22 protein-coding genes and 2 pseudogenes are annotated in these 24961 nt (G+C 58.7%); 19 read left to right on the forward strand and 5 right to left on the reverse strand.

Going from position 1 to position 24961, the window contains the following annotated elements:
- The first annotated feature begins 3 nt into the window (after positions 1 to 3).
- The 4 genes and pseudogenes from BSF44_RS18115 to BSF44_RS18130 all read left to right on the forward strand — a co-directional run.
- Positions 4 to 951 carry an ABC transporter substrate-binding protein gene (locus tag BSF44_RS18115; RefSeq protein WP_095944667.1) on the forward strand — a complete coding sequence of 316 codons (948 nt, stop codon included), beginning with the start codon at positions 4 to 6 and terminating at the stop codon, positions 949 to 951.
- An 11-nt stretch (positions 952 to 962) separates the two neighbouring features.
- A complete protein-coding gene (locus tag BSF44_RS18120) occupies positions 963 to 1322 on the forward strand; it encodes a DoxX family protein (protein ID WP_095944668.1) in 360 nt (119 codons plus the stop codon).
- 89 nt (positions 1323 to 1411) lie between these two features.
- Positions 1412 to 2026 carry a TetR/AcrR family transcriptional regulator gene (locus BSF44_RS18125; RefSeq protein WP_095944669.1) on the forward strand — a complete coding sequence of 205 codons (615 nt, stop codon included), beginning with the start codon at positions 1412 to 1414 and terminating at the stop codon, positions 2024 to 2026.
- A 232-nt stretch (positions 2027 to 2258) separates the two neighbouring features.
- Positions 2259 to 2771 (forward strand): annotated as a pseudogene (locus BSF44_RS18130) (reverse transcriptase domain-containing protein); the annotation flags it as partial.
- Between the two features lie 30 nt (positions 2772 to 2801).
- Here BSF44_RS18130 and BSF44_RS18135 read toward each other — a convergent pair.
- The gene (locus BSF44_RS18135) at positions 2802 to 3824 is read right to left on the reverse strand and encodes an amidohydrolase family protein (RefSeq protein WP_095944670.1); all 1023 of its coding nucleotides are present in this window, start codon (positions 3822 to 3824) and stop codon (positions 2802 to 2804) included.
- A 572-nt stretch (positions 3825 to 4396) separates the two neighbouring features.
- Between BSF44_RS18135 and BSF44_RS18140 the strand changes: the two genes are divergently transcribed.
- From BSF44_RS18140 to BSF44_RS18205, 15 genes and pseudogenes are all read left to right on the forward strand, one after another.
- Positions 4397 to 4558, forward strand: a complete 162-nt coding sequence (locus BSF44_RS18140; protein WP_095944671.1) for a DUF3861 family protein — start codon at positions 4397 to 4399, stop codon at positions 4556 to 4558.
- Between the two features lie 317 nt (positions 4559 to 4875).
- Positions 4876 to 5565: a 4-carboxy-4-hydroxy-2-oxoadipate aldolase/oxaloacetate decarboxylase gene (locus BSF44_RS18145; protein WP_095944672.1), complete on the forward strand. Its 690-nt coding sequence runs from the start codon at positions 4876 to 4878 to the stop codon at positions 5563 to 5565.
- A gap of 243 nt (positions 5566 to 5808) precedes the next feature.
- The gene (locus tag BSF44_RS18150) at positions 5809 to 6255 is read left to right on the forward strand and encodes a DoxX family protein (protein WP_256589102.1); all 447 of its coding nucleotides are present in this window, start codon (positions 5809 to 5811) and stop codon (positions 6253 to 6255) included.
- Positions 6252 to 7373 (forward strand): Re/Si-specific NAD(P)(+) transhydrogenase subunit alpha, encoded by a 1122-nt coding sequence (locus BSF44_RS18155; protein WP_095944674.1) that lies wholly within the window; start codon positions 6252 to 6254, stop codon positions 7371 to 7373. The genes BSF44_RS18150 and BSF44_RS18155 overlap by 4 nt, the downstream gene beginning before the upstream one ends.
- Before the next feature lie 15 nt (positions 7374 to 7388).
- Positions 7389 to 7742, forward strand: a complete 354-nt coding sequence (locus tag BSF44_RS18160; RefSeq protein ID WP_095944675.1) for an NAD(P) transhydrogenase subunit alpha — start codon at positions 7389 to 7391, stop codon at positions 7740 to 7742.
- The gene (locus tag BSF44_RS18165) at positions 7739 to 9169 is read left to right on the forward strand and encodes an NAD(P)(+) transhydrogenase (Re/Si-specific) subunit beta (protein ID WP_095944676.1); all 1431 of its coding nucleotides are present in this window, start codon (positions 7739 to 7741) and stop codon (positions 9167 to 9169) included. The genes BSF44_RS18160 and BSF44_RS18165 overlap by 4 nt, the downstream gene beginning before the upstream one ends.
- Positions 9170 to 9529: 360 nt before the next feature.
- On the forward strand, positions 9530 to 9946 hold the full coding sequence (locus BSF44_RS18170) for a heme-binding protein (protein WP_095944677.1): 417 nt from the start codon (positions 9530 to 9532) through the stop codon (positions 9944 to 9946).
- A 135-nt stretch (positions 9947 to 10081) separates the two neighbouring features.
- Positions 10082 to 11731, forward strand: a complete 1650-nt coding sequence (locus tag BSF44_RS18175; RefSeq protein ID WP_095944705.1) for a DUF1302 domain-containing protein — start codon at positions 10082 to 10084, stop codon at positions 11729 to 11731.
- 26 nt (positions 11732 to 11757) lie between these two features.
- Positions 11758 to 13110, forward strand: a complete 1353-nt coding sequence (locus tag BSF44_RS18180; RefSeq protein WP_095944678.1) for a DUF1329 domain-containing protein — start codon at positions 11758 to 11760, stop codon at positions 13108 to 13110.
- A gap of 70 nt (positions 13111 to 13180) precedes the next feature.
- Positions 13181 to 14311, forward strand: a complete 1131-nt coding sequence (locus BSF44_RS18185; RefSeq protein WP_256589105.1) for a YCF48-related protein — start codon at positions 13181 to 13183, stop codon at positions 14309 to 14311.
- 4 nt (positions 14312 to 14315) lie between these two features.
- Positions 14316 to 16724: an RND family transporter gene (locus BSF44_RS18190; RefSeq protein WP_095944679.1), complete on the forward strand. Its 2409-nt coding sequence runs from the start codon at positions 14316 to 14318 to the stop codon at positions 16722 to 16724.
- Positions 16721 to 17239: a DUF1097 domain-containing protein gene (locus tag BSF44_RS18195; RefSeq protein ID WP_218194558.1), complete on the forward strand. Its 519-nt coding sequence runs from the start codon at positions 16721 to 16723 to the stop codon at positions 17237 to 17239. Before BSF44_RS18190 ends, BSF44_RS18195 begins: the two co-directional genes overlap by 4 nt.
- Positions 17240 to 18289: 1050 nt before the next feature.
- Positions 18290 to 18475, forward strand: a pseudogene (locus BSF44_RS31145) (HAMP domain-containing protein); the annotation flags it as partial.
- Between the two features lie 144 nt (positions 18476 to 18619).
- Positions 18620 to 19336: a methyl-accepting chemotaxis protein gene (locus tag BSF44_RS31150; protein ID WP_371918280.1), complete on the forward strand. Its 717-nt coding sequence runs from the start codon at positions 18620 to 18622 to the stop codon at positions 19334 to 19336.
- 98 nt (positions 19337 to 19434) lie between these two features.
- Entirely contained in the window at positions 19435 to 20121 is a 687-nt protein-coding gene (locus BSF44_RS18205; protein ID WP_095944681.1) for a GntR family transcriptional regulator, read from the forward strand.
- A 208-nt stretch (positions 20122 to 20329) separates the two neighbouring features.
- On the opposite strand, the gene BSF44_RS18210 is transcribed toward BSF44_RS18205, so the two are convergent.
- From BSF44_RS18210 to BSF44_RS18225, 4 genes are all read right to left on the reverse strand, one after another.
- Positions 20330 to 21898, reverse strand: a complete 1569-nt coding sequence (locus tag BSF44_RS18210; RefSeq protein WP_095944682.1) for a bifunctional 3-(3-hydroxy-phenyl)propionate/3-hydroxycinnamic acid hydroxylase — start codon at positions 21896 to 21898, stop codon at positions 20330 to 20332.
- A 79-nt stretch (positions 21899 to 21977) separates the two neighbouring features.
- A complete protein-coding gene (locus tag BSF44_RS18215; protein WP_218194559.1) occupies positions 21978 to 23420 on the reverse strand; it encodes an aldehyde dehydrogenase family protein in 1443 nt (480 codons plus the stop codon).
- Positions 23421 to 23469: 49 nt separating this feature from the next.
- Positions 23470 to 24027: a VOC family protein gene (locus BSF44_RS18220; RefSeq protein WP_095944683.1), complete on the reverse strand. Its 558-nt coding sequence runs from the start codon at positions 24025 to 24027 to the stop codon at positions 23470 to 23472.
- 40 nt (positions 24028 to 24067) lie between these two features.
- Positions 24068 to 24919: a fumarylacetoacetate hydrolase family protein gene (locus BSF44_RS18225; protein ID WP_095944684.1), complete on the reverse strand. Its 852-nt coding sequence runs from the start codon at positions 24917 to 24919 to the stop codon at positions 24068 to 24070.
- Between the last annotated feature and the right edge of the window lie 42 nt (positions 24920 to 24961).

Here is a 24961-nt window from a genome sequence, read left to right on the forward strand (position 1 = left end):
CGCATGACAAATAACTCGAACAGTCCCGCCGCCGCCAACTTGGTCCTGGCCGGAGGTGCAATGGGGTTTAACTGGCTGCCGGTCTTCGTGGCGCAGAAGCTGGGCATCTTTGCTCGCCACGGTCTGGAGGTAGAACTCAGGCGTATGGGCAGTGTCGATAAGGCCACTGCTGCGGTACTCGCGGGCGACGCGCATTTAGCCATTACTCCGCCGGAAGGTGCCATTGCCGATGCGGTCCGCGGAGGCGGGCTGCGCGTTATCGCCGGCAACGTGAACCGGCTGCCGTTGACCCTCATCGCCAACCCACGCTTCAAGCGCATTGAGGACCTCAAGGGTGCAGTTCTTGGCACTTCGTCGCTCACTGAGGGCACTGCCATTTACACCCGTGAGATGCTCTCGCAGCACGGACTGACCTATCCGCAGGACTACGAGTTCGCCGTGGCAGGAGTGCATCCGGCACGCTGGCAGGCACTTCAGGACGGAGTGATCGATGCTGCGGTCCAGCTGATTCCGCTGAACTTCGTGGCGCTGGATGCCGGCTACAGCGACCTAGGTGAGGTCAGTGACTACATTCCCGAGATCGTCTTCACCGCACTTATTGGCGACCAGGCGTGGCTATCCGGCAATGAGGACAAGCTGGTCGCATTTTTGCTCTCTTTGATCGAAGCGACAGCACTGCTCTACGACTCCAGCAACGACGAAACGGTGTTGCCGGTGGTGATGGAAATCACCCAGTCGGATTTGCGATATGCCCGCAAGTCGCTCGATTACATGCGCGAGATGAGCGTCTTCGCACGCTCGCTGGAAATTCCAGTCGCTGCATTCGACAAGACGCTGGAGCTGATGACCAAGGCAGGGCTGCTCGATCCCGCAGCGCAGAACGCCGCTAAGGCCGTCGTTGACGACACCTGGGCCCAGAGCGCGCTGCAAGCATCGCGCAGTGATGAGTGAGGATAGACCCTATGGAATTTGCATCGTTTTACCCGCTTGCCGTGCTGCGCATCCTATGCGGTTTGTGGTTCCTCCCGCATTGTGCCGGCAAACTGCAGAACATCGGCCCTGCTTCGCAGACGTTTGCTAAAGTCGGCCTGCGCCCTGGGCGAGCTTTTGTCATCATTACCGTCGTCTTGGAACTGCTGGCGGGTATCGGACTGGTGTTCGGCATCCAGGAGAAACTCGCCGCGGCGCTGGCGGTCGTGGTACTCCTCGGAGCCAGCTACGCCGTGCTCAGGCTCAATGGCTTCAACTGGCGCTGGCAAAAACAAGGCCCGGAATTCATGCTGTTCTGGGCGATGGCCTGTGTCCTTTCGGTGCTGGGGTGAAATGATTAAGATGTGCCGGGTGCCAGTCGCCCGGCGCGAATTTTCGTGCTGCGACATGCAATCCCTATATGTAATTCAAGGAGGAGCGGGTGTCTCGCTTAACCAGAGAAGAAAGTCGTGCGTTGACCCGGGGCAAGTTGCTGGAGTCGGCGCGCACGGTCGTTGCCCGCGAGGGCTACGAGAACGCGTCTGTTGAACGCATCGCCGAAGAGGCCGGATTCAGCAAAGGCGCCTTTTACTCCAACTTCAGCAGCAAGGAAGAAATTTTCCTCGAGTTGCTGGAGACCCATTCGTTGAAGGACGTGACGGAAATTGCCGAGCTGCTCGGTGAAGTGACGGACCCGCAGGCGATGATTGAAATCATCAGCAACTGGGCGTTAACGCGCTCGACCGATCCCAGTTGGGGTCTGCTCGCGCTCGAGCTGTTCCACCGTGCGCGTCGCGACGCCACCTTCGGCGAGCGACACGCCACTCTGTTCCAGGCTCAATGGCAGCGACTCGGAGAGATCCTGTTGCAGATGTTCCCCGAGGGCGCCGCGCCCGCAGATCCGGAAACCCTGGGCGGTATCGTCTTTGAACTGACCTATGGCGCGGCCGCGAGCTTCAAGGCCGGGCCGACCGCCGGCGATCTGGTCAGGCTTGCCCTGACCGCGATGCTCCACGCCTATGGTGAGCAGCCGCAGGGCGGTAAACACTCCTCGTAATTGGTAGCTATTGCAGCGGCGCTCCTCATCACCTGCCGGACGGGTGCGTGGAGCGCCCGGCAAGGCACACTCCAATGGCGCATCGGTCACTGCCGAGGCGCCATTTTTCGTTTGTGCGCCAGGCATGGCGCGTTGCGCGTTAGCGCAACCAGCTTGGCTGTGGTGGCCACGCTGGTGACTTGGAGGTGAAAGTCCTCTACACACCCGGCAAGGGGAAGTGTTAGCCAGAGGCAAGGGTGTCGCGGGTGCCGATGGCATGACGGTCGACGAATTGGCAGGCTACGTGAAACAGTATTGGCCGACCCTTAAGGCTCGGTTGCTGGCCGGTGAGTATCACCCACAAGGTGTACGCGCCGTCGACATTCCCAAACCCAAAGGCGGGACAAGACAACTGGGTATCCCCTGCGTCGTGGATCGCCTGATCCAGCAGGCCTTGCTGCAACAGCTCACGCCGATCTTCGACCCTCTGTTCTCGGATTACAGCTACGGCTTTCGTCCGGGCAGAAGCGCTCACCAAGCCCTCGAAACCGCTCGCGGCCATGTGGCAGCGGGTCACCGCTGGTGAGTGGAACTTGATCTGGAGAAATTCTTTGATCGGGTCAACCACGATGTCCTGATGGCTTACGTGGCGCGTCAAATCGAAGACAAGCGGGTGCTCACGTTGATCCGTCGTTACCTCGAAGCGGGAACGATGTCAGGTGGACTCGTCAGCCGACGGCAGGAAGGGACGCCGCAAGGCGGCCCTCCTACTCGATCCGCCGTGACCTAGGCGATGCTAGAGCCCGCGGGATGTGAGCTGCGCATCCAGCCGTGGATACACACGCCGCGCATTCGCTTCGAAGACTTGATGCTTGTCCTGTGGCGAGATGGCGAGCGCATCGATATAGCGCCGGGTGTCGTCGAAATAATGTCCGGTTTCGGGATCAAGGCCGCGCACCGCACCAATCATCTCCGAGCCGAACAAGATGTTGTCGATGTCTATCACCTTGAACAGCAGATCTATGCCCGGCTGATGGTAGACGCAGGTGTCGAAAAACACGTTTTGCATCAGGTGGCGCGTCAGGGGTGGCTTACTCAGCATGTCGGCCAGCCCGCGGTAGCGGCCCCAGTGATAGGGCACGGCCCCGCCGCCGTGCGGAATGATCAAGCGCAGTTCAGGAAAGTCGCTGAACAGATTGCCCTGCAGCAACTGCATGAAGGCCGTTGTGTCGGCGTTGAGGTAGTGCGCGCCGGTGGTGTGGAAGCAGGCATTGCAGGACCCGGAGACGTGGATCATCGCCGGCACATCGAGTTCGATCATCTTCTCAAAAAAGGGATACCAGGCGCGGTCGGTCAACGGCGGCGCGGTCCAGTGTCCTCCCGAGGGGTCGGGGTTGAGGTTGCAGCCGACGAAGCCCAGTTCGTTGACGCAACGCTCCAGCTCATGGATCGAGTGCGCTATGGGCACGCCCGGCGATTGCGGCAACTGGCAAACGCCGAAGAAGTGCTGCGGAAACATCGCAATGACCCGCGCGATCAGATCGTTGGATGCGCGAGTCCAGGCCTGACTGATGCTCTCGTCACCGACGTGGTGGCCCATGCCGGCGGCACGCGGCGAAAAGACCGTCATGTCGATGCCACGCTGCTGCAGCAGCCGAAGCTGGTTGCCTTCGATCGACGCGAGAATCTCGTCGTCGCCGATGCCCGGGTAGAGGGGGGGAGTGCCCGTCCGATCCTTGGCATACTTGACTTGTGCTTCTCGAAAGGAGTGATGCAGCTGCGGTTCGGTCGTGTAGTGGCAGTGGCAGTCGATAATCATGGGAGGTCTCTTCATCTGTGGTCGGCAATTCGCTTGATTTTTGCTGTCAGGCGCTCCGGATCGCGGGCAGATTAATCACACCGCGCAAGCGCTAGCCCTTGGTGACTACTTCGCCCTGCATGTCGAGCCGCTGATTGGGCAGGGATAGGGGTCGCGGTAGAGGTTTTCGACGGTCAGTTCCTCGGACTGGTGGGCGATGCTGTTCATATCAGATTCTCCGTTTTGTATCGGCAGGGGTTGCCTGTGCCCTGAAAGACCTGTCTGCAAAGCGCATCGCGTGTCAGTTGGCGCTCTTTGTGGTATCTGAATACCTATTAGTATCTGTATCCCGGCTGGGATTGTCAACGGGAGTGCGTACGACGTGCCCGCGCTAACGAAGCGGAGGGGCGGCACGGCAACATCGATCGATACCAGCGTGGAGTAAGCAGGTGATGAGTCGAGTACCACAGGTACCAGGTTACCCTCGCTTCATTGGTGGATGAGGGTGGAGATGGCAGCGAAGTTGCGCCAGCGCTTGTATTCACCCACTACAACCATGACGACCTCGCTCAGATAGCCGAACGTGTCCCTAGGTGAGCGGCCTCGATGCGGATTTGGCCGCTGCCACTGCGGTGGGTTTGAAACTCCTTGGCGGGGTCATGCTCAGTGAGCGTGATAATCCGCTGTTTGAGGTCCAGCGCCAGCCTCTGCGCGAGTTCATTCAGACGCTGAAGTCGTTGAGCAAGCGCGGCTGACTGTCGAGCGCCCAGCCAGTCCCGTGGGGTACTGCGCTTCGCAAGTAGGGGGTGAGTCGCGAGGCGCAAAGGAATGGTCTCGAAGAAAAAATACCGAACGGTACTTGAATACTATTTGGTCTTTTAATACCATTGGTACCAGACAGCACAATAGGTGGTGCGCCATGAATGCCGACCCCGTCATTTGTTGTGGTGCTGCGAGCATCGATCCCTGGCGCATCCAGCGGTCGTCTCGGCGGGCACTGCGCGGGGCGCTGCCAATTAAAAGCCGGGACGCACCATTCACCCGTCTGTGACCAAAAAAAAGGAAACATGAAATGGCAATAGTAGTGACGAACGTGCGGCGAACGGACGAGCAGGTGGTGCTCGGTCTCTGCGAATTGGGTGTGGCGACGGTGCATGAGGCGCAGGGGCGCAGAGGGTTGCTCGCTCCTCACCTACGACCTATCTATCGCTCGGCGAAGATCGCCGGCAACGCACTGACCTGTGAAGTCGCGCCGGGGGATAACTGGATGATCCACGTGGCGGTCGAGCAGGCCCGGCCCGGCGACATCCTGGTCGTTGTGCCGACATCGCCCTGCGAGGACGGTTATTTCGGCGATTTGCTCGGTGCGGCACTCAAGGCACGCGGTGTAAGGGGATTGGTGATTGATGCCGGGGTGCGGGATGTCGCCACTCTCACCGAGATGGGGTTTCCAGTCTGGTCGAAGGCGATCTCGGCGCAAGGGACGGTCAAGGAAACCTTGGCCAACGTCCAGGTTCCGGTCGTCTGTGGTGGGGTTCTGATCCATCCGGGGGACGTAATAGTCGCCGATGACGATGGGGTCTGTGTCGTGCCGCATGCCCAGGCCGAGAGCGTGCTGACCATCGCGCGGCTGCGCGAGGCTGACGAAGGTGAAAAGCGCCGTCGCTACGAGGCTGGGGAACTCAGCCTTGACCTGAACAACATGCGTCCGCGGTTGGCGCAGAAGGGCTTGAAATATGTCGAATTTGATTCCAAAGGTTAGGCTGCCGGGGCGGGTGGCCACCGGCATCCAGGACGGCAAGTCCGTGTTCATCAGTGATGGTCAGGTGTCCAGCGCTCACGTCTATTAATCGATTTCGACAGCTCGGCTCACCGCTGTGCCAGCTCGCGGTTGTTCTGCCAACTGCTGTTCACGCTGGACGGCATGACGAACACCGTTGCGCCAACTGCGCAGAGACGAGCAGAGCGATTGTTCACATTTTCTTAACCTTCAGAGTGCGCATTGATGGACTCCTTCAAGTCACCACTGGTTCTAACTGGTCGCGTCCTACTGTCACTGGTATTCCTCCTGTCAGGGATTGACAAGCTAACAGACATCGCCGGTACCGCTGGATACATAGCGAGCGTCGGGCTACCGGCGGCGACCTCCTTGGCCGTGCTGTCCGGCGCCTTCGAAATTCTCGCCGCCTTGGCACTTGCCTTGGGCTGGAAGGCACGCTGGGCGGCATTTGGATTGGCGCAATTCACCCTGCTGACGAATTTCCTGTTCCACAACTATTGGGCTCTCCCCGCTGATCAGGTGTTTATGGAGCAGCTCATGTTCATGAAGAACGTCTCCATCGCCGGCGGCATGCTGGTCGTAGCAGCGCTTGGTGCGGGACCGATGAGCCTGGATGCGCGTCATGGCAATGACACTACGGGGTTCAGGATGACTTCGAGGGAGCGTCGATGATCATTGGCATTCCACTTGAGACGGCTGTGGGGGAAACCCGTGTGGCCGTGACCCCGGAGACGGCCAGGAAGCTCAAGATCCAAGGACACACGCTGCGGTTGCAGTCGGGCGCCGGCGTCGCCGCTAGCGCGCCGGATGAAGCCTACGTAGCAGTTGGTGTCGAGATCGTCGATCGCATAACCGCTTTCGGTTGCGATCTGGTGCTCAAGGTACGCTCGCCGCAACCCGATGAACTGGCACTGTTCAAGCCAGGTGCAACGTTGGTGGGCATGCTCAATCCCTTCGACAAGGAGGGTCTACAGCAACTCGCCATCAGACAGCTGACGGCCTTCGCCCTCGAAGCCGCACCGCGCACCTCCCGTGCACAGAGCCTTGATGTGCTGTCCTCCCAAGCCAACATCGCCGGCTATAAAGCCGTGTTGCTGGCCGCTCAGCACTATCCTCGCTTCATGCCGATGCTGATGACCGCTGCGGGTACGGTGAAAGCGGCGCGTGTGCTGATTCTCGGCGCCGGCGTAGCCGGTTTGCAGGCGATCGCTACGGCGAAACGTCTGGGTGCAGTGATCGAAGCGTCTGACGTACGTCCTGCGGTAAAAGAGCAGATCGAATCCCTCGGCGCCAAGTTCGTCGACGTGCCTTACGAGACCGATGAAGAGCGTGAATGCGCCGTCGGTGTCGGCGGTTACGCCCGGCCGATGCCGGCCAGCTGGATGCAACGCCAGGCCGCGGCGGTGCACGAACGCGCCAAGCAGGCGGACATTGTCATTACCACTGCATTGATTCCCGGCCGCAAGGCACCGACGCTGTTGAGCGCGGAAACCGTGGCCCAGATGAAACCGGGTTCGGTGGTCATCGACCTGGCGGCGGCTCAAGGCGGCAACTGCCCACTGACCGTGGCCGATCAGGTGGTCATCGAAAATGGCGTGACCATCGTTGGCCCGACCAACCTGGCCAGTGCCGTGGCGGCTGACGCTTCGGCGCTGTACGCCCGCAACCTGCTGGACTTCCTGACGCTGGTCTTCACCCCGGAAGGCCAATTCCAGATCAACCTCGAAGACAACATCGTCGCCGCGTGCCTGATGTGCCGCGACGCCCAAGTCATCCGCAAAAACGCCTAAGCAGGGATTCAGACGATGGAAGAGCTTATCTCCCCCGGTATCTACAACCTGATCATCTTCGTGCTGGCGATTTATGTCGGTTATCACGTGGTCTGGAACGTTACACCTGCACTGCACACGCCTTTGATGGCGGTCACCAACGCCATCTCGGCCATCGTGATCGTCGGCGCCATGCTCGCCGCCGCCCTCACGGTGACCCCGCTGGGCAAGACCATGGGCACCCTGGCTGTTGCCCTGGCCGCGGTCAACGTATTTGGTGGCTTTTTGGTCACCCGCCGGATGCTGGAGATGTTCAAGAAAAAAGCGGCTCCGGCAAAGGCACCGGCCGTCCAGCTTATAGTGGTCAATGGAGAGGTGCAGCAAGCATGAACCTGATCACGTCTCTGTACCTGATCGCCTCGGTCTGCTTCATCCAGGCGCTCAAGGGCCTCTCGCACCCCACCACGTCGCGTCGTGGCAACCTGTTCGGCATGCTCGGCATGGGCCTGGCGATCCTCACCACGGTCGGCCTGATCTACAAGCTCGGTGCCGAGCTGGCCCATGACGGGATCGTCTACGTGATCGTCGGCCTGCTGGTCGGCGGTACCGCCGGGTCGATCATGGCCAAACGCGTGGAAATGACCAAGATGCCCGAGCTGGTTGCCTTCATGCACAGCATGATCGGTATGGCCGCGGTGCTCATCGCCATTGCGGCGGTAGTCGAGCCGCAATCCCTGGGAATCGTTAAGCAGCTGGGCGACGCGATTCCGGCCGGTAATCGCCTGGAATTGTTCCTCGGTGCCGCGATCGGTGCAATCACCTTCTCCGGTTCGGTGATCGCCTTCGGCAAGCTCTCGGGCAAGTACAAGTTCCGCCTATTCCAGGGCGCACCGGTCCAGTTCGGTGGCCAGCACAAGCTGAACCTGCTGCTGGGCCTGGCGACACTGGCACTCGGCGTGACCTTCATGCTCACCGGCAACCTCAGCGCCTTCGCACTGATGCTGGCCCTGGCCTTCGTGCTGGGCGTGCTGATCATCATCCCGATTGGCGGCGCGGACATGCCGGTGGTGGTGTCGATGCTCAACAGCTACTCCGGCTGGGCAGCGGCGGGCATCGGCTTCTCGCTGAACAACTCGATGTTGATCATCGCCGGTTCGCTGGTGGGCTCAAGCGGTGCGATCCTCTCGTACATCATGTGCAAGGCGATGAACCGTTCGTTCTTCAACGTCCTGCTCGGTGGTTTCGGCAACACCGCGGATGCGGCCGGCCCGGCCGGTTCGAAAGAAGCCCGCCCGGTGAAATCCGGTTCGGCTGACGACGCGACCTTCCTGCTGACCAACGCCGACACCGTGATCATCGTTCCGGGCTACGGCTTGGCGGTAGCGCGGGCGCAGCACGCGCTGAAAGAGCTAACAGAGAAGCTGACCCATCGTGGCGTGACCGTGAAGTACGCGATCCACCCGGTCGCTGGTCGTATGCCTGGCCACATGAACGTGTTGCTGGCCGAGGCCGAAGTGCCTTACGACCAGGTGTTCGAGATGGAAGACATCAACTCCGAGTTCGGTCAGGCCGACGTGGTGCTGGTGTTGGGCGCCAACGACGTGGTCAACCCGGCAGCGAAGAACGATCCGAAATCGCCGATTGCCGGCATGCCGATTCTCGAAGCGTTCAAGGCCAAGACCATCATCGTCAACAAGCGCTCGATGGCCAGCGGCTATGCCGGTCTGGACAACGAACTGTTCTACCTCGACAAAACCATGATGGTCTTCGGCGACGCCAAGAAAGTTATCGAGGACATGGTCAAGGCAGTCGAGTAGCCGGCTCCGTTCTACAGCAGGTGCGCACGCAGCATTGATCTCAACTGGCACGTCAGACGACCGCTTGCTCTTTGAGAATTTCGACTCGCTCAGAGTGGTTAAGTCTTCCCCTTTCCCGTGAGTAAGGGGTACCCGAGATGACATTCCACGGCACCTACCGTGTTGCGAATCGTATTGGCTGATTGGCCTTCGCCGTCTCATTAGCCTAGATGTCTGCAGGGTTGTTTTTTCGCTTGACTTCGAAGGATAGCGGTAATACTTTTTGTGCATAAAATAAATCTATGGGCACAACACAAAAAACAATGCGTAAAATAATGTTGTGTGAAAACCGCCTGCCACCTGCATTTGAGGACCGCTGACATGCGTATGAAACCAGAACTTGAGTTGAGCGAAGTGGACGGCATGCTGGCCGCCGCGGAGGAAGAAGCGCTTCGTAACGGCTGGGCGGTCTCCATCGCGGTGGTCGATGACGGAGGGCATTTGCTGGCTTTGCGTCGTTTGCCTGGCGCCTCCAAATCCTCGGCACAAATCGCTATCGAGAAAGCTCGTTGCTCGGCCGTCACTCGCCGGCCCACAAGCTTCTTCGAAGACATGGTTGCGGCCGGACGCATCGGGACTCTCTCGTTGGCTGGGGTGATTCCTATGGGGGGTGGGCTGCCAGCACTTTTTGAAGGCCAAGTAGTAGGCGGTATTGCCGTCAGTGGTGTGAAGTCCGAGTGCGACATGCAGATCGCAGAGGCTGGCCTGGCGTTTCTCAATCGATGTGAAGTTCGCTGAGCCTCTCCCAACGCCCTCGTTTCTATCTGAATGCACAAAAAGGAGTCCATTCGCGAGCAAACCCGACAATTCGTGCCCGGCACGATGCATAGACCATCGGTAACAACAATAAAAACAGAAGAGGTTTCCATGAAAATGCCGCACAGCCGCCCGGGCCGCCCGGAGCGCTTCACCCGTGTCACAGGTTCCGTCGGCGCCGCCATCGCCTTGTGCACCTCGGTCAATGCCGTCGCCTTCCAGTTCGACACGGGCATCCCGGAACTCACCACCAGCTGGGACAATACCCTCAAATACAGCAATGCCTTTCGCCTCAAGGGTCGCGAGGGCAGCGTCTCCGGCGGCCCCGGCACTTCGGTGCCCAACTCCAATATGGACGATGGTGATCGCAATTTCAGTACCGGCCTGATCTCCAGCCGGCTCGATCTGCTCTCGGAACTGGACATTCGTTACCAGGATGTCGGCGCACGCCTGAGCGGTGCTGCTTGGTATGACTCTGTCTACAACGACAGCAATGACAACGATTCGCCGGCGACGGCCAACGCCCTTAGTGTGAGCAACGATCACTTCACCGATGACACCCGCAACCTCCACGGACGCAAGGCCGAGCTGCTCGATGCCTTTGTCTATGGCTCACGCACTCTGGGTTCCACAAGTCTGTCAGGACGCCTGGGGCAGTTCACCCAGATCTATGGAGAAAGCCTGTTCTTCGGTGCCAACGGTATCGCCAATGCTCAGTCGACGGTGGACCTGGTCAAGTTGCAATCCGTGCCGGGTTCGCAGTTCAAGGAAATCCTCTTGCCCACAAAGCAGGTCTCGGGTAACTGGCAACTCACCGACACCGTGAATGTCGGTGCCTATTACCAGTTCGAATGGAACAAGACCCGCCTGCCTGGCTCTGGGAGCTATTTCAGCGGCGGCGATTTCGTCGGCGATGGTGGCGAAAGCGTGTACTTCCCCACCGGCCGCCTCACGCGCGGCGCCAGTATCAATGCCCGCGATTCGGGGCAGTTCGGTGCCCAGCTGAAGTTCAGCGTCGAGGACTGGGAGTTCGGCCTCTACGCCGCCAAGTATCACGAGAAGACCCCACTGTTCTACTTCCGTCCCGCGGCGCTGATACCGGGCAACGACGACAGCTACGTGAACGTCTACGCCGAAGACGTCAAGGTCTACGGCGCCAGCTTCAGCACCTTAATGGGGGAGGCTAACGTCGCAGGCGAACTGTCGATGCGGGTCGATACGCCATTGGCGCCTACCGGCGGTGTGGTGATCGCCGGCCTCGGTGCCGACAATGACAAGAACTCCGCTTACCCGATCGGCGACTCGCTGCATGCGCAGGTGTCGATGATCAACGTCTACGGGGGCAATAGCCTGTGGGATGCCGCATCGTTCGCCGGGGAGCTGGCGTTCAACCGACGGCTGAGCATCAAGAAGAACGCCGATCAACTGGACCCCAATACCACCCGCGATGCCTATTCCTTGCGTTTCACCTTCGAACCGCAGTACTTCCAGGTCATCCCGGGGGTCGATATGCAGTTTCCGGTCACCGTTGGATACACCCCTTACGGTCGTTCTTCGGTCACCCCGCAAGCCTTCGCTCCAGAACACGGTGGCGACATCACCCTGGGGCTCAAGGCTGACTACCAGAAGTCCTGGTATGCCTCGCTCAGCTACACCAATTTCTTTGGTGACGGCGGGCCGATCATCGACTCCACAAACGCGTACACCTTCAAACAGAACATGAAAGACCGCGACTTCGTCGCCTTCTCGATTCAGCGCACGTTCTGATCTCAGTCATGCTCCGGAGAACAATTATGAAACAGCATGCTCCCTTTCTTTCAGCTATTGCCCTCTTCAGCCTGGTATCAGGCCAGGCACTCGCGGCCGTTTCTGCCGAACAGGCCAATGCCTTGAAAAGCACCTTGACCCCAATGGGTGCCGAAAAAGCTGGCAATAAAGACGGCAGCATCCCTGCCTGGACCGGTGGTCTGACCCGGGAAGTAGCCGGGCCCAAGTTCGGCGACGTGCCGGCCGACCCGTTCCCCGGTGAAAAGCCCCTGCTGCAAATCACCGCGAAAAACGCCGCGCAATACGCCGATAAACTCAGCGAAGGCACCCGTGCACTGCTGGAGCAATACCCGGACAGCTTCCACCTGGATGTGTATCCCACTCACCGCAGTGCGGCTGCACCGCAGTGGGCCTATGACAATACGCTGGCCAATGCCACGCAATGCCAGTTGACGCAAAACGGCTTGTCGGTACAGGGGTGCTATGGCGGCGTGCCGTTTCCGATTCCGGCCAACGGCAGTGAGCTTATCTGGAACTTCCTATTACGTACCGAGGCTGAATCTATCGAACACGGTTACAAGAACATGATCGGCAACTCCGACGGCTCGCGTACTCTCGCCGGTCGTGGCGTGGAAAACTGGCAATACCCTTACTACTACAAAGAAGGTAACGCCCAAAAGTGGTCTGGACAATACGCGCTGTTGCGTTTCCTCACCACCGAACCACCGTTCAAGGCCGGTGAGTCGCTCGTAACCCACGACAGTATCGATGCTGCCACCCCCCGTGAAGCCTGGCAGTACCTGGTCGGGCAACGCCGGGTAAGACGTGCGCCGACTGTGGGCTATGACACCCCGGACTTCGTCGCCTCCGGTGCCAACTACTTCGATGAGGTGCATGGTTTTATCGGCCACCCGGATCGCTACCAATGGAAGCTTATCGGCAAAAAAGAGATGTACATCCCTTACAACCTCAATAAGTTCCACGCTGAAAAGCCGGCCGACGCTTTCACCGAAAAGACCCTCAACTCCGACAAAATGCGCTGGGAACTACACCGGGTCTGGGAGTTGGAAGCTACCGTCGCACCTGGCAAGCGCCATGCAGTGCCTAAGCGTCGCTTTTACATCGATGAGGACAGCTGGACCATCGCATTGGCGGACGGCTATGACGCCCAGGGCAAACTTTGGCGCGTGATCCAGGCCCTGCCGTTCGTAGTGCCGTCGATTCCTGCAGTCGTGGTCAAGCCGGTGGTCATCTACAACCTCCAGGCCAAGACCTATAGCGTTGTTCAGGGCTTGAACGGTGAGACCTACAAAGTCGTTGCTCGCAAGCCGGAGAACTTCTTCACCGGCAACGCGGTGGCATCCGGCTCGGTCCGCTGAACCCGTGACGCAGCAGATGGGGCGCGCATTGCGCACGCCCCATACCCGGATTGTCGAGGTTGAGATGTATATGCACGTATCGATACGCAAAATCCCCGCACGTCGCTTCACACTGCTGGTACTCCTCCTGGGGCTTGGCGTCTTACCCATAACGTGGGCGCAACCGGAAACGGTCACTGACGCCGAACTGTATAAGCGCCCGGCACTGCAAAGCGAGCTGGCACCGCGCTCGCTGATGCTCAGCGTGGCCCGTGCTGGCACGAACCTTGTGGCGGTGGGTGAGCGCGGCTTCATCCTGCGCTCGCAGGACAATGGTCAGTCCTGGAAACAGATCCCGTCGCCTGTGAGCGTGACCCTCACCCAAGTGACCTTTGCAACACCGACCCAAGGCTGGGCGGTAGGCCATGCCGGGGTGATCCTGCACAGTAAGGACGGCGGCCTGACCTGGGTGTCTCAACTCGATGGCACACAAGCTGCACAACTGGCATTGGATGCCGCGAGCCAGACGCTGACCGAACACACCAGCGACGACAATCAGCAGCGTGTCGACGAGGCCCGACGGTTGCAGGAAGACGGCCCGGATAAACCCTTCCTAGCTGTGCACTTCTTCGATGAAAAGCACGGTCTAGTCGTGGGCGCCTACGGCCTGGCCTTTGAGACCCTGGATGGCGGCCAGCATTGGCAGTCCATTAGCGAGCGTCTGGACAACCCTTCAGCGCTGCACCTCTACGGCATTCTTGACCTGCAAGGCACCCTGTTCATTGCCGCCGAGCAAGGTCTGCTGCTGCGTTCGACCGACCGGGGCCAGCACTTTCGCAGCGTCGAGATCCCGGCCAACGGCACTCTGTTCGGCTTGCTGGCCAGCCCCCGCAACCATCTGCTTGCTTTCGGTTTGCGGGGCAAGATCTACCGCTCCGAAGACCAGGGAGACAGTTGGCAAACAGTCGCCAACAATCAACCGGTAACCCTCACCGCCGGGCTCGTTCTCCGCGACGGCAGCCTGTTGCTGGTGGACGAAACCGGGCGGGTGCTGAGCAGCCAGGATGATGGTCGGACCTTCACCGTTTCACCTCAGGGGCAGACCACAGCCCTGACCGGGCTGGCCCAGGCTGGCGACGGACGCATCGTGGTCTCAGGTGCCCGCGGGCTCAGCCAGTTCTTTATCAGTGACAGTCAACGGAGCAGCCCTCGTGAACAGTAAAGTTATGGACCCTCACAGCTGTCCGGCCCCGGCACTGGTCATGTTCGACAAAAACTCCGGTAGCCTGGTGGAGCGCTTGCTGTTCAACCACCGCGGCTTGGTCGTGGCGCTGTGTCTGCTGATCAGCGCCCTGCTGGGTTATCAGTCAACGAACCTGCACCTGAGCGCTGCGTTCGAGAAAATGATCCCGGTCGGGCACCCCTACATCGAAAACTACTTCAAATACCGCGGTCAGCTCGGCGAAGGGGGCAACACTCTGCGCATCGCCCTGGAGGCCAAGCAGGGCACGATTTATGACGCCGACTACCTCAACACCTTGAAGCAGATTAATGACGAGTTGTTCCTCCTCGACGGTGTGGATCGGTCGTACATGAAATCCCTGTGGACCCCAGCCACACGCTGGATTGGCGTGACCGAAGAAGGCTTCGACGGCGGCCCGGTGATCCCCGATGCCTATGACGGTTCGGCTAACAGCATCGATCAGGTGCGTCAGAACGTCGAACGCTCCGGCGAGATCGGGCGCCTGGTCTCGGCGAACCTGCGCTCCAGCGTGATCCTCCTGCCATTGCAGGACACCAGCGCTCAGGGCACCACGCCCTTGGACTACCACGGGCTGTCCAAGCATCTGGAGCAGATTCGCCAGCGCTACGAAAACGATCGCTACTCGATCGCCATCACCGGCTTCGCCAAAGTGGTCGGCGATCTGATGGATGGGCTGTTACTGATGCAAGTGTTCTTCGCCGGCACCCTGCTGATCTGCGCCATCGTCCTGCTGTGGTACACCCGCTGCTTGCGCAGCACTTTGCTGGTGCTGTCCTGTTCGATGATCGCGGTGATTTGGTTGCTGGGTCTGCTACCGACACTGGGTTATCAGCTGGATCCCTATTCGATCCTGGTGCCCTTTCTGGTGTTCGCCATCGGCCTTAGCCACGGCGCGCAGAAGATGAACGGCATCATGCAGGACATCGGGCGTGGTGCCGACAAGCTGATCGCGGCGCGTTTCACCTTTCGCCGCCTGTTCCTCACCGGGATAATGGCGCTGATGGCGGATGCGGTCGGTTTCGCGGTGCTAATGATCATCAATATCCCGGTAATCCAGGACCTGGCGATTACCGCGACCATCGGCGTCATGGTGCTGATCCTGACCAACCTGGTGCTGCTGCCGATCTTGCTGTCCTACACTGGCGTCAGCCAGCGCGCGGCGCAACGCGAGGCCCAGGCCGAACGCCTGGCCCTGGATGACCTGCAGCATCGCCGCCATCCGCTCTGGTCGTTTCTCGATCGTTTCACCGAGCTGAAATGGGCCCGTCTGGCGATAGTCGTGGCGGCCGTGCTCGGTGTGGCGGGCTTTGCCATCAGCCTGCACGTCAAGGTTGGCGACCTGAACCCCGGGGCCCCGGAACTGCGTGCCGACTCACGCTATAACCGGGACAACGGTTTCATGGTCGGGAACTACGCGGCCAGTAGCGACAAGTACGTGGTCATGGTCAAGACTCCGCCTTTCTACTGCGCCAACTACAACACCCTGGTGACCGTCGATGCGCTGGAGGCTCGCTTGCAACAGCTGCCGGGCGTGGTGTCCACCAGCTCCCTGGCCGCACTGAGCAAACAGGCCGCTGCCGGCATGAACGAAGGCAGTCTGCGCTGGTATGAAATTCCGAGGAACCAGGGCCTGCTCAACGCCATCATCACCCGCGCACCACGGGAACTGTTCAACCAGAACTGCGACCTGCTGACGGTCAACGTGTTCCTCAGCGACCACAAGGCCGACACCCTGACTCGGGTGGCGAATACCGTCGAGGCATTCGCTGCGCAACACAACACCGCAGAGTTGCAATTCATGTCCGCGGCGGGCAATGCCGGCATCGAGGCGGCTACCAACATCGTCGTCAAGCGCGCCAATCTGCAGATGTTGCTGGTGGTGTACCTTGCTGTGATCGCGCTGTGCTACATCACCTTCCGTTCCTGGCGCGCGGTGGTGTGTACCGTACTGCCACTGATGCTCACGTCGATACTCTGCGAAGCACTGATGGTCGGCCTGGATATCGGACTGAAAGTTGCCACACTGCCGGTGATCGCACTGGGCGTCGGTATCGGCGTGGATTACTCGCTGTACATTCTCAGTATTACTCTGGCTAACCTGAGGCAAGGCGCAACCCTGTCCAACGCCTACTACACAGCGCTGCTGTCAACCGGCAAGGTGGTTGTGCTGACCGGCGTAACCCTGGGTGTAGCCGTAGCGACCTGGGTGTTGTCCCCCATCAAGTTCCAGGCAGACATGGGCATTCTGCTGGCCTTCATGTTCATCTGGAACATGCTTGGCGCGCTCATTTTGACGCCTGCACTTGCCAGGCTTCTATTGCCTGAATCTATTTCTCTCTTGAAAACCAGCGACGAGGTGATATTGCCATGAGCCATTCTGTGACTATTAATCATTGCAAGGCAATTTTGGGCGAGTCACTTTTGGCCTGTCTCGCCGCTACCATCTGTGCGTTGGTGATCGACGTACCGGTCTCGGCCATGTTCATCGGTTGGATTGCTTTCTTTACCCGCGGCATCACCGTGCGCGACGGGGCAATCAACCTGGTCTGCGTCCTCATCGGGCTGGTCATCGGCATCGCAGCTGGATCTGCCAGCGCGATGCTGGCGCCCTATCTGGGCGCTTTCACCATCACCCCGGTAGCACTGAGCGTGACGCTGGTGGTGTTGTCTTTGCGACTGCTGCCCGTGATCAACAACTTGCTGGGCCTATTCCTAGGGGTGGTCTGTTACTTCGCCTCTCATCTCCCTGCGACGCTCGACACCTTTGTCGAGTTGTCCATAGCATCGGCGCTGGGCGTTATCGCTGGACTGTTGGCCAGTCTGGTTCAGAAACGCTGGAGTGAAGCAAAAAGTCAGACCGCAGACGTCTCGATCACTCTCCCTTGAGCAAACACAACAGGCTTTAGGCAAAGACGCAAAGACCTCCTTAGTCAAAGGCCACAAGCCTTAGACCTTGCCGCCACTTGTTGGCGGTTTTTTTTATGTCGTACACAGCCTGGTTTCAATGGCCAGCTGCTCTGGTCCGAAGCGTCGCGTACCCATTATGGAGAACAACATTTGAGAACGACTCGATTCCAACGAAGGCAGCTTTCAATCGGTACCCTTTTGGCAGTGGGCTTCAGTTTACTTTGTGGCTTGACCGTGTTGCTGGCAGGTACCGCGGTCTTCAGCCTGCATTCGGTATTGACCGGTGAAACAACGCTGGCGGCGTTCACGAGTACGCGAGCGGGCATCCTCAAGGCGCGGGTTGCCGAAAAGGTCTATCAGATCGGCGGACAGTCGACTGCCCAAGAAGTGGTACTCGCTACCATGCAAGAAGTTCAGGGCTCTCTCGATCTGTCTCTGGATGGCTCACAGCGTCTCGCACTGGCAAGTCAGGATTATCTGGCGCAGTTCGAAACGCTGGCGAACACCAGACGTCGAGCCAGTGATACGCGAATGAGGATGGGCACCCAGGCCGAAGCAGTGCGGAACGAATTCGAGGTAGTCGAACAGGACCTCATCGAAGCGCTATCGGCAGCATTGTCCGACGGGACGGCCAGCGATAGAGCCATTGGTCTGGCCGACAGCGCAATCGCGCTTACGCGCAAGTTGATGGCGGTGCGAACTAGCGAGTGGTTGTTTAGCCTGCAGCCTGGCAAGGAGCACTATGATCAATGGATGCTGCTGGTGAGCGACCTGAACTCCTCGGCCCAGGCCCTGGCCGGTGGTGCCGCCGAGCAGCAGCGAGCAGCGTTGGAATCCGCGATCCAGGCACTCGCGCAATACCGGCAGGCGTTTGACGAGTTTCGCGCCAGTACGGTCTTGAATATGGAAGCAGAGTTGGCGATGGATACTATTGCCCAGCAGATGCTGAATGAGTCCGATGCATTACAGCAAGGCATTGTTGCCAGTCAGCAGCGCTCGAATCAACGGGCTTACTATGCGTTGCTCGGCATGACACTGGTTTCCATATTGCTGAGCGTGATTGCCGCATTGGTCATCCGCCGACAGATCGTCGCCCCTTTGCGATACACAGCCAGCATGGTGAGCCAGGTCGCCCTTGGGCAATTGAACATGGATGTGCGGCACAATCGCAAAGATGAATTGGGCCAGGTCATGCAGGCCATGCAGCAGATGACCGCAAACCTGCACGGTATCGTCCGCAAGATTGAGAGCGGAACTCGGCAGGTCAATCTTGCTACCGGTAATCTGACACGTATCACTGATGAAACTTCGGAACGTGTGCAAGCCCAATCGCTAGAAACTGATAAGACCTTGACGGCGATGCTGCAAATGAATACCACGCTGGGAGAAGTCGCAAGAAGCACCGATCTGACATTGCAGGCGGCACGCTCGGCCAAAGATGGTTCGGCTGCGGGAAGCCGCGATGTTCTGGCAGTGGTACAGCAAATCCAGCAATTATCCGCCCAGATGGACGATGCGAGTATTGGCATGCAGAGTCTTGATGAACAAAGCATAGGGATCAGCCGGGTTTTGGATGTGATCCGTGGATTGGCTGATCAGACTAATATGTTAGCGTTGAATGCCGCGATCGAGGCTGCAAGGGCAGGCGAGCAGGGTAGGGGATTTTCCGTTGTGGCGGATGAGGTGCGCAATCTCGCCAGCCGCACCCAGGTATCCGCTGACGAAATCGGTGACATGATCGCGGCCCTGCAGCACGAGACCAAAGAGGCGGTCAGCAAGATTGGCCGAGCGAGAGAGCAGTCGGTTCATGCTCAGGCGTTGTCCAGCCAGGCGAGTGCTGCCTTGAGCCGTGTGGCCGAGGATGTGGCGACTATGCACGAGATGAACCAGAAGATCGCTGCCGCCACCGAACAGCAATGTCAGGTTGCGGAGGACGTAAGCCGTAGCATGGTCAATGTGCGTGATACCACGGAACAGAACCACTCCTGCAATCAACAACTGAGAGCCGCAAGTAGTGATCTGACGCGGCTGGGACAAGAGTTGCAACTCATCCTCAACTATTTCAACCTGACTTGAGACAGGTGCGGAGGTGGCGAATACCTTTTTGCTAAATTGCACAAATGTATTTTTGCGCATAAAATATAGATTAATGCAATATTTGAGCGGAAAATTCCATGCTGAATACACACGGCGGATCGCTGATTGATGTGGCGTTGCAGCAGATGAAAAAGTCGATCATCTGCTGTGAACTCGCGCCAGGGGAAAAACTCAAGGTGGCCGAGCTGTCCAAGTCATATGGGTTGAGCAGTTCACCCATTCGCGAGGCACTTAACCGACTGGCCCAGGAAGGCGTCGTCGAAGCCAGCGAGAACAAGGGTTTTCGGGTCACGGGATTGTCGGTGCACGACTTTCGCGAGATCAGCCGTCTGCGTTGCTTGCTGGAAAGCGAAGCGCTAGCCGATGCGATCAAGTACGGCGACGATGCGTGGGAGGCGAACGTTCTGGGAGCCTTCCATCGGTTGGGTCTGGTCGAAAAAAAGCTGGGTAAGGTGGCTGTCGTTCTTGACGATGACTGGGCACAGCGGCACAAGGCTTTCCACTTTGCACTATTTTCCGCCTGCCCATCTGCGCTGTTGCTGCGCATGATCGACTCGTTGTTCGATCGCGCCGAGCGTTATCGTCGATTTTCTGCATTGCACCGTACCGGGGAGCGGCGTAAGGGTGACGAACACAAACAGTTGATGGAGGCAGCGCTGGTCCGCGATTCAGAGAAAGCGGTCGACCTGCTCAAACGCCATATCACCGGCACCTTGGACCGGGTAACCGAGGTAATTCACAAGGAGTATTCGGCGCTGCAATAGGTCGAACGAAGGCTGGGTTAATGTGGTTCCAGGGCAAGTAGCCTGCCTACCGCGGGTAGCTGCGGGCAGGAACCTGGTGACACCGAGGGGAAGGGATCGCCATTACCTTGTGAGTAATGGCGAATATCGCAGGCGACCGCAAGGCTGCTTTGGGTGGATAAAAAAACTCAACGTGCAGTCAAAGAACGCCAACACGTTGCCTCAACGCTCAACTGGCCAGTGACGCCAGGCAGCGCTCAAAAAGGGCCAACGCCTCTTCGGTCGTACAGGCCCCACCGAACACGTAATGGTCGGGGCGTACGATAACAATTTTACAGTTCCGCTCATGCATCCACTGTTCCAGTATGCCGTCCAGTTCATGGTATTGATCCGGATCAGCACTCTGCGTCGGGTGTTCGGCCGTCAGACGCACCACCTCGAGCTGCAGTTGGCTACCCTCCAGACGCAGATGAAGTTGTTCGAGCAGCGGATGGGAATCGACATCCGAGGCGATCACAATGCGCAAGCTTTGCCCAGTGAAGCTATCCAGCAGTCCTTTCACGCCATTGCGATCGACGACCATCGGTTGCGGGAACAATTCACCCGCTGGCGATCGATCGTCGATCAGGCCGTTCTTGAGACCGGGGATCAAAGACTGGCGAATGGTGCCCCCAGGAGCGCTGTTCATACTCCGCATCAAACTCTCATCGCGCTCGGCGGCCTTGCCGGGATCGCGTTCGCAGATGATCAAGCCAAACTCCTTGGCCACTTTGGTCGTCTGGCGTACGTGCGCCGCGCGCTCCTGCTGATAGGTGTCGAGCAGCCCAGGGCTGGCGATGCCACGCTGAACCAACGCCAGTTTCCAGATGAGACCCATGGCATCACGAATACCCTGGCACATGCCTTGAGCAAGAAACGGAGGGGTCATGTGCGCGGCATCTCCAAGAAAGAAGATTCGCTCACTGCGCCATTTCTCGAGAATCAACGCGTGAAAACGGTAGGTCGACGCACGCCAGATGTCGTAGTCATCGACGTCCAGCCATCGGGAGATCAGGTGCCTGATTGATTCTGGCTTGGCAATTTCGCCGGGTGTTTCATCGGGGTTGATCATGAACTCCCAGCGGCGATGGCGGCCAGGCCCAACAACGTAAGTGCTAGGCCGCTCGACTTCGCAATACTGGACGTTGGTGGTCGGCAGCGATTCGCCGGCACCCTCCTTGAGCATCACATCGACCACCAGCCAGGGTTCGTCGAACTCCAAGTCCTCCATTCGCAGTTTTAACTGCGCGCGAATAGGGCTGGTTCCACCGTCGCAGGCTAGCACATAGCCAGCGCTGACAACCCGGAACTCGCCGCTGCGGTTGCGCACTTGCACCTGTGCCAGGTTGTCCTGCATCTCAACTGCCAGGACTTCAGTGCCAAGTTCAACCGTTACGTGCGTGAATGATGCGATATTAGCTCGCAACTGGCGCTCAACCGGCGGCTGTGAAAATACATAATTGGGGGCCCAGCCCAGTACATAGGGTGGTTTTGCCGCATCAATGCGTTTGATGAGGCGCGACTGAGTCGTCAGATAGTGCGAGGCCCGGTAGGGCATGACATGCGGTGCAATTGCATCAGCAAGGCCTATGTTATCGAAGGCTCGCATCACCTCGTGGTCAAATCCCATGGCGCGAGGGTTCTCATAAACGCTTTCGGTTTTTTCCACCGCTAGCGTTTTCAAACCCCACAGACCGGCGAGGTTTGCTGCCATGGCCCCTACGGGGCCCATACCCACTATGATCAGATCGTAGTCCATAGCCATCTCCATCTTGTTGTGGTAGCGCCCCGCGGCATGGCATGGGGCGCGGATATTCGACTTGTGCTCGGCTGGGCGCTCACGCCTGTGTGTAGACTGTTTTGACCGTGGTGAAGAACTCGGCGGCGTAGCGCCCTTGTTCTCGTGAGCCATAGCTGGAGCCCTTGGTGCCACCGAATGGCACGTGATAGTCCACTCCAGCAGTTGGTGCGTTGATCATCACCATGCCGCTCTCCATGTGGCGTTTGAAGTGCGACGCATACTTCAGCGAGGTCGTGTAGATTCCCGCTGACAATCCAAAAGGAGTGGCATTGGCTAGCAGCAGCGCTTGTTCATAGTCATCGGCTGGAATGGCACAGGCTATTGGCCCGAAGATTTCTTCCTGGGCGATTCGCATTTGAGCGTCAGCATCGACGAACAGCGCAGGACTCATGAAGTAGCCATGGGTATCACGCATCAAAGGCTGACCGCCAAAGGCCAGCACGGCCCCTTCGCCCAAGCCGATGTCTACATAGGCAAGGTTCTGCTCGTATTGCGTCTGCTCGGCGACGGGGCCGATCTGCGTGTCGGTATTCAGAGCATGCCCCACCTGCAGGGTCTTCAGCCGGGCCTGCACTCCTTCGGTAAAGCGTCGATAGATGCCTTTCTCGACGATGAAACGTGAGGAGGCCGTGCAGCGTTGTCCAGTCGAGAAGTAGGCGCTTTGCACCGCGGACTCGATGGCCTGCGCCAGATCTGCGTCATTCAACACCACCAGCGGGTTCTTGCCACCCATCTCCAGTTGCAGCTTGGCGAAACGGGCGCCAGCGGATTGCAGGATCTGCCGGCCGGTATCCGACGAACCGGTGAAGCTGAGTGCCTTCACCCGGGGAGATTCGACCAGGGTCTGGCCCACGACGCTGCCGCGTCCCATGACCAGGTTGAAGGTTCCGTCGGGCAGTTGCGCACGATGGATTATTTCGCTCAACGCCCAGGCGGAGCCAGGCACCAGGTCGGCTGGTTTGAAGACCACCGAGTTGCCGTAAGCCAGAGCCGGCGCGATTTTCCAGGCCGGAATCGCAATGGGAAAATTCCATGGGGCAATGATGCCAATGACCCCCACCGGTTGCCGCAAAATATCGACTTCGATCCCGGATCGGACGGAGTCCAGGTGCTCGCCCTGGATGCGCAGTGCCTCACCTGCGAAGAACTTGAATATCTGGCCGGCGCGAGTGACTTCGGCAATCGCTTCCGGTAGGGTTTTGCCTTCCTCGCGGGCTAGCAGGATGCCTATTTCCTGGCGGCGCAGGAGAATTTCACTTCCGATAAAATCGAGCGCATCTGCACGCTGCTGCGGGCTTTTAGCGGCCCACAGGGGTTGTGCTTGTTCGGCGGCGGCGATGGCCTTCTGAGTATCGTCCGCGGATGCCTGGGCGTATAGACCGACCAGGTCGTTGGTATCCGAAGGGTTGAAGTTTTCCCGAACGCCAGAGCCGTCCAGCCATTGCCCCGCAATTAGATTCTTATGCATATCGTTATACATATCCGCATGTTCGCGCGGCCCGAAAAAAGGCGGGCCGCGCAGAGGTGGATTACCAGCGCACGCGTTGTTGAGCGATTCGATCAGCCGTCGATTGCACCCATTCGGCACGGGTCTGGAATCCAGGGCGACGGCGGCACATCGCTTCCGTTCTGGCGTTGATCTCTTCGGCGCTCATGTCGAGGTCGAGTGGCTCGCGGCATGGTTGACTGGTGTAAAAGGGCGAGTCGACATACATCTCGATTGGATTGCCCTCAGGGTCTTTGAAATACATCGACCAGGCGTTGCCATGATCGACTTGATCAATGTTCTCGATGCCGTTTTCCTTGGCGAACTGGTAGAAGCTTTTGAGGTCTTCGATCGAGTCGAGCAGGAACGAGAGCTGGTTGATCGGATTGAACGTCAGGTCGCTCGGTTTGCCGTCGAATAAAACCAGTTGATGGTGAACCTCGGGGTTCTGGGTCAGAAAAAATAGACGATGACCGCTCGATGCGACCCCCTTGTCGCTGACGATGAAGCCGATCTTCTGGCAATAGAAGTCGACCATCATGTCGAGGTTTTCACAGAACGCGCCGGTGTGGGTGAAGTTGATTCTGGGCAGAGTAGCCATAGCAGTAAGTCCCCGTTTTATGATTGTTCAGTGCAAGAAGTCAGGCTTCGTCGATTACCGGATTAGAAAGAGTTCCTATTTGTGTGATGACCACTTCGAAGGTATCACCGGGTTTCAGGAATACCGGTGGTGTACGTTTGAAGCCGATACCGCTTGGTGTGCCAGTGGCCAGAATGTCCCCTGGATTCCAGGTCAGTGCCTGGGATACGTAGGAAATCAGGTGGGGAATGTCGAAGGCCAGTTCGGATAGTTTGCCTTCCTGCATCTGCTCTCCGTTCAGCACACCGGTTACACGCAGTTCACGGTAGTCGGCGATCTCATCGGCCGTAACGAGCCAAGGCCCCAGGGCTCCGGTGCTGCGGAAGGTCTTGCCCATGCCGTATTGATGGGTGTGGAACTGCCAATCGCGCACGCTTGCATCGTTGAAGCAGGTATACCCCGCCACATGCGACATGGCGTCTTCAGGCTCGATATGTGCGCCGCCCTTGCCTATGACTACGGCCAACTCAGCCTCGAAATCGAACTCCTGGGAGACGATCGGCCGGACCAGCGGTGCATTGTGGGCCAACAGCGTCTCGGCGAAGCGTTGGAATATCACAGGATACTGACCCACTTTGCGGCCAGCCTCTTCAGCATGTGCGACATAGTTAATGCCTACGCAAATGATCTTTCCGGGGGCGGGAATGACCGGATCCAGCTGCACATCGCTGAAGGCGTAGTCGGCTGTGGCGCTTGCGGTATAGACCTTCGCCTGCTCCAGCAGGGTGGAGTCGGACAACAAACCGGCCAAATTGACTGCGGTGGGGTACTGCTTGGTCAGGTCGACAATATTGCCTTCAACTACTGCCCCGAAGCCCGGCTTGCCGTCTTTGTGATACGAAATTAACTTCATCGTCGCTCTCCGTTTTTGTGCGTAAAAACTAAGTTCTTGCAC

The sequence above is a fragment of the Pseudomonas sp. ACN8 genome (assembly GCF_002303925.1).
In the GTDB taxonomy this organism is placed as follows: domain Bacteria; phylum Pseudomonadota; class Gammaproteobacteria; order Pseudomonadales; family Pseudomonadaceae; genus Aquipseudomonas.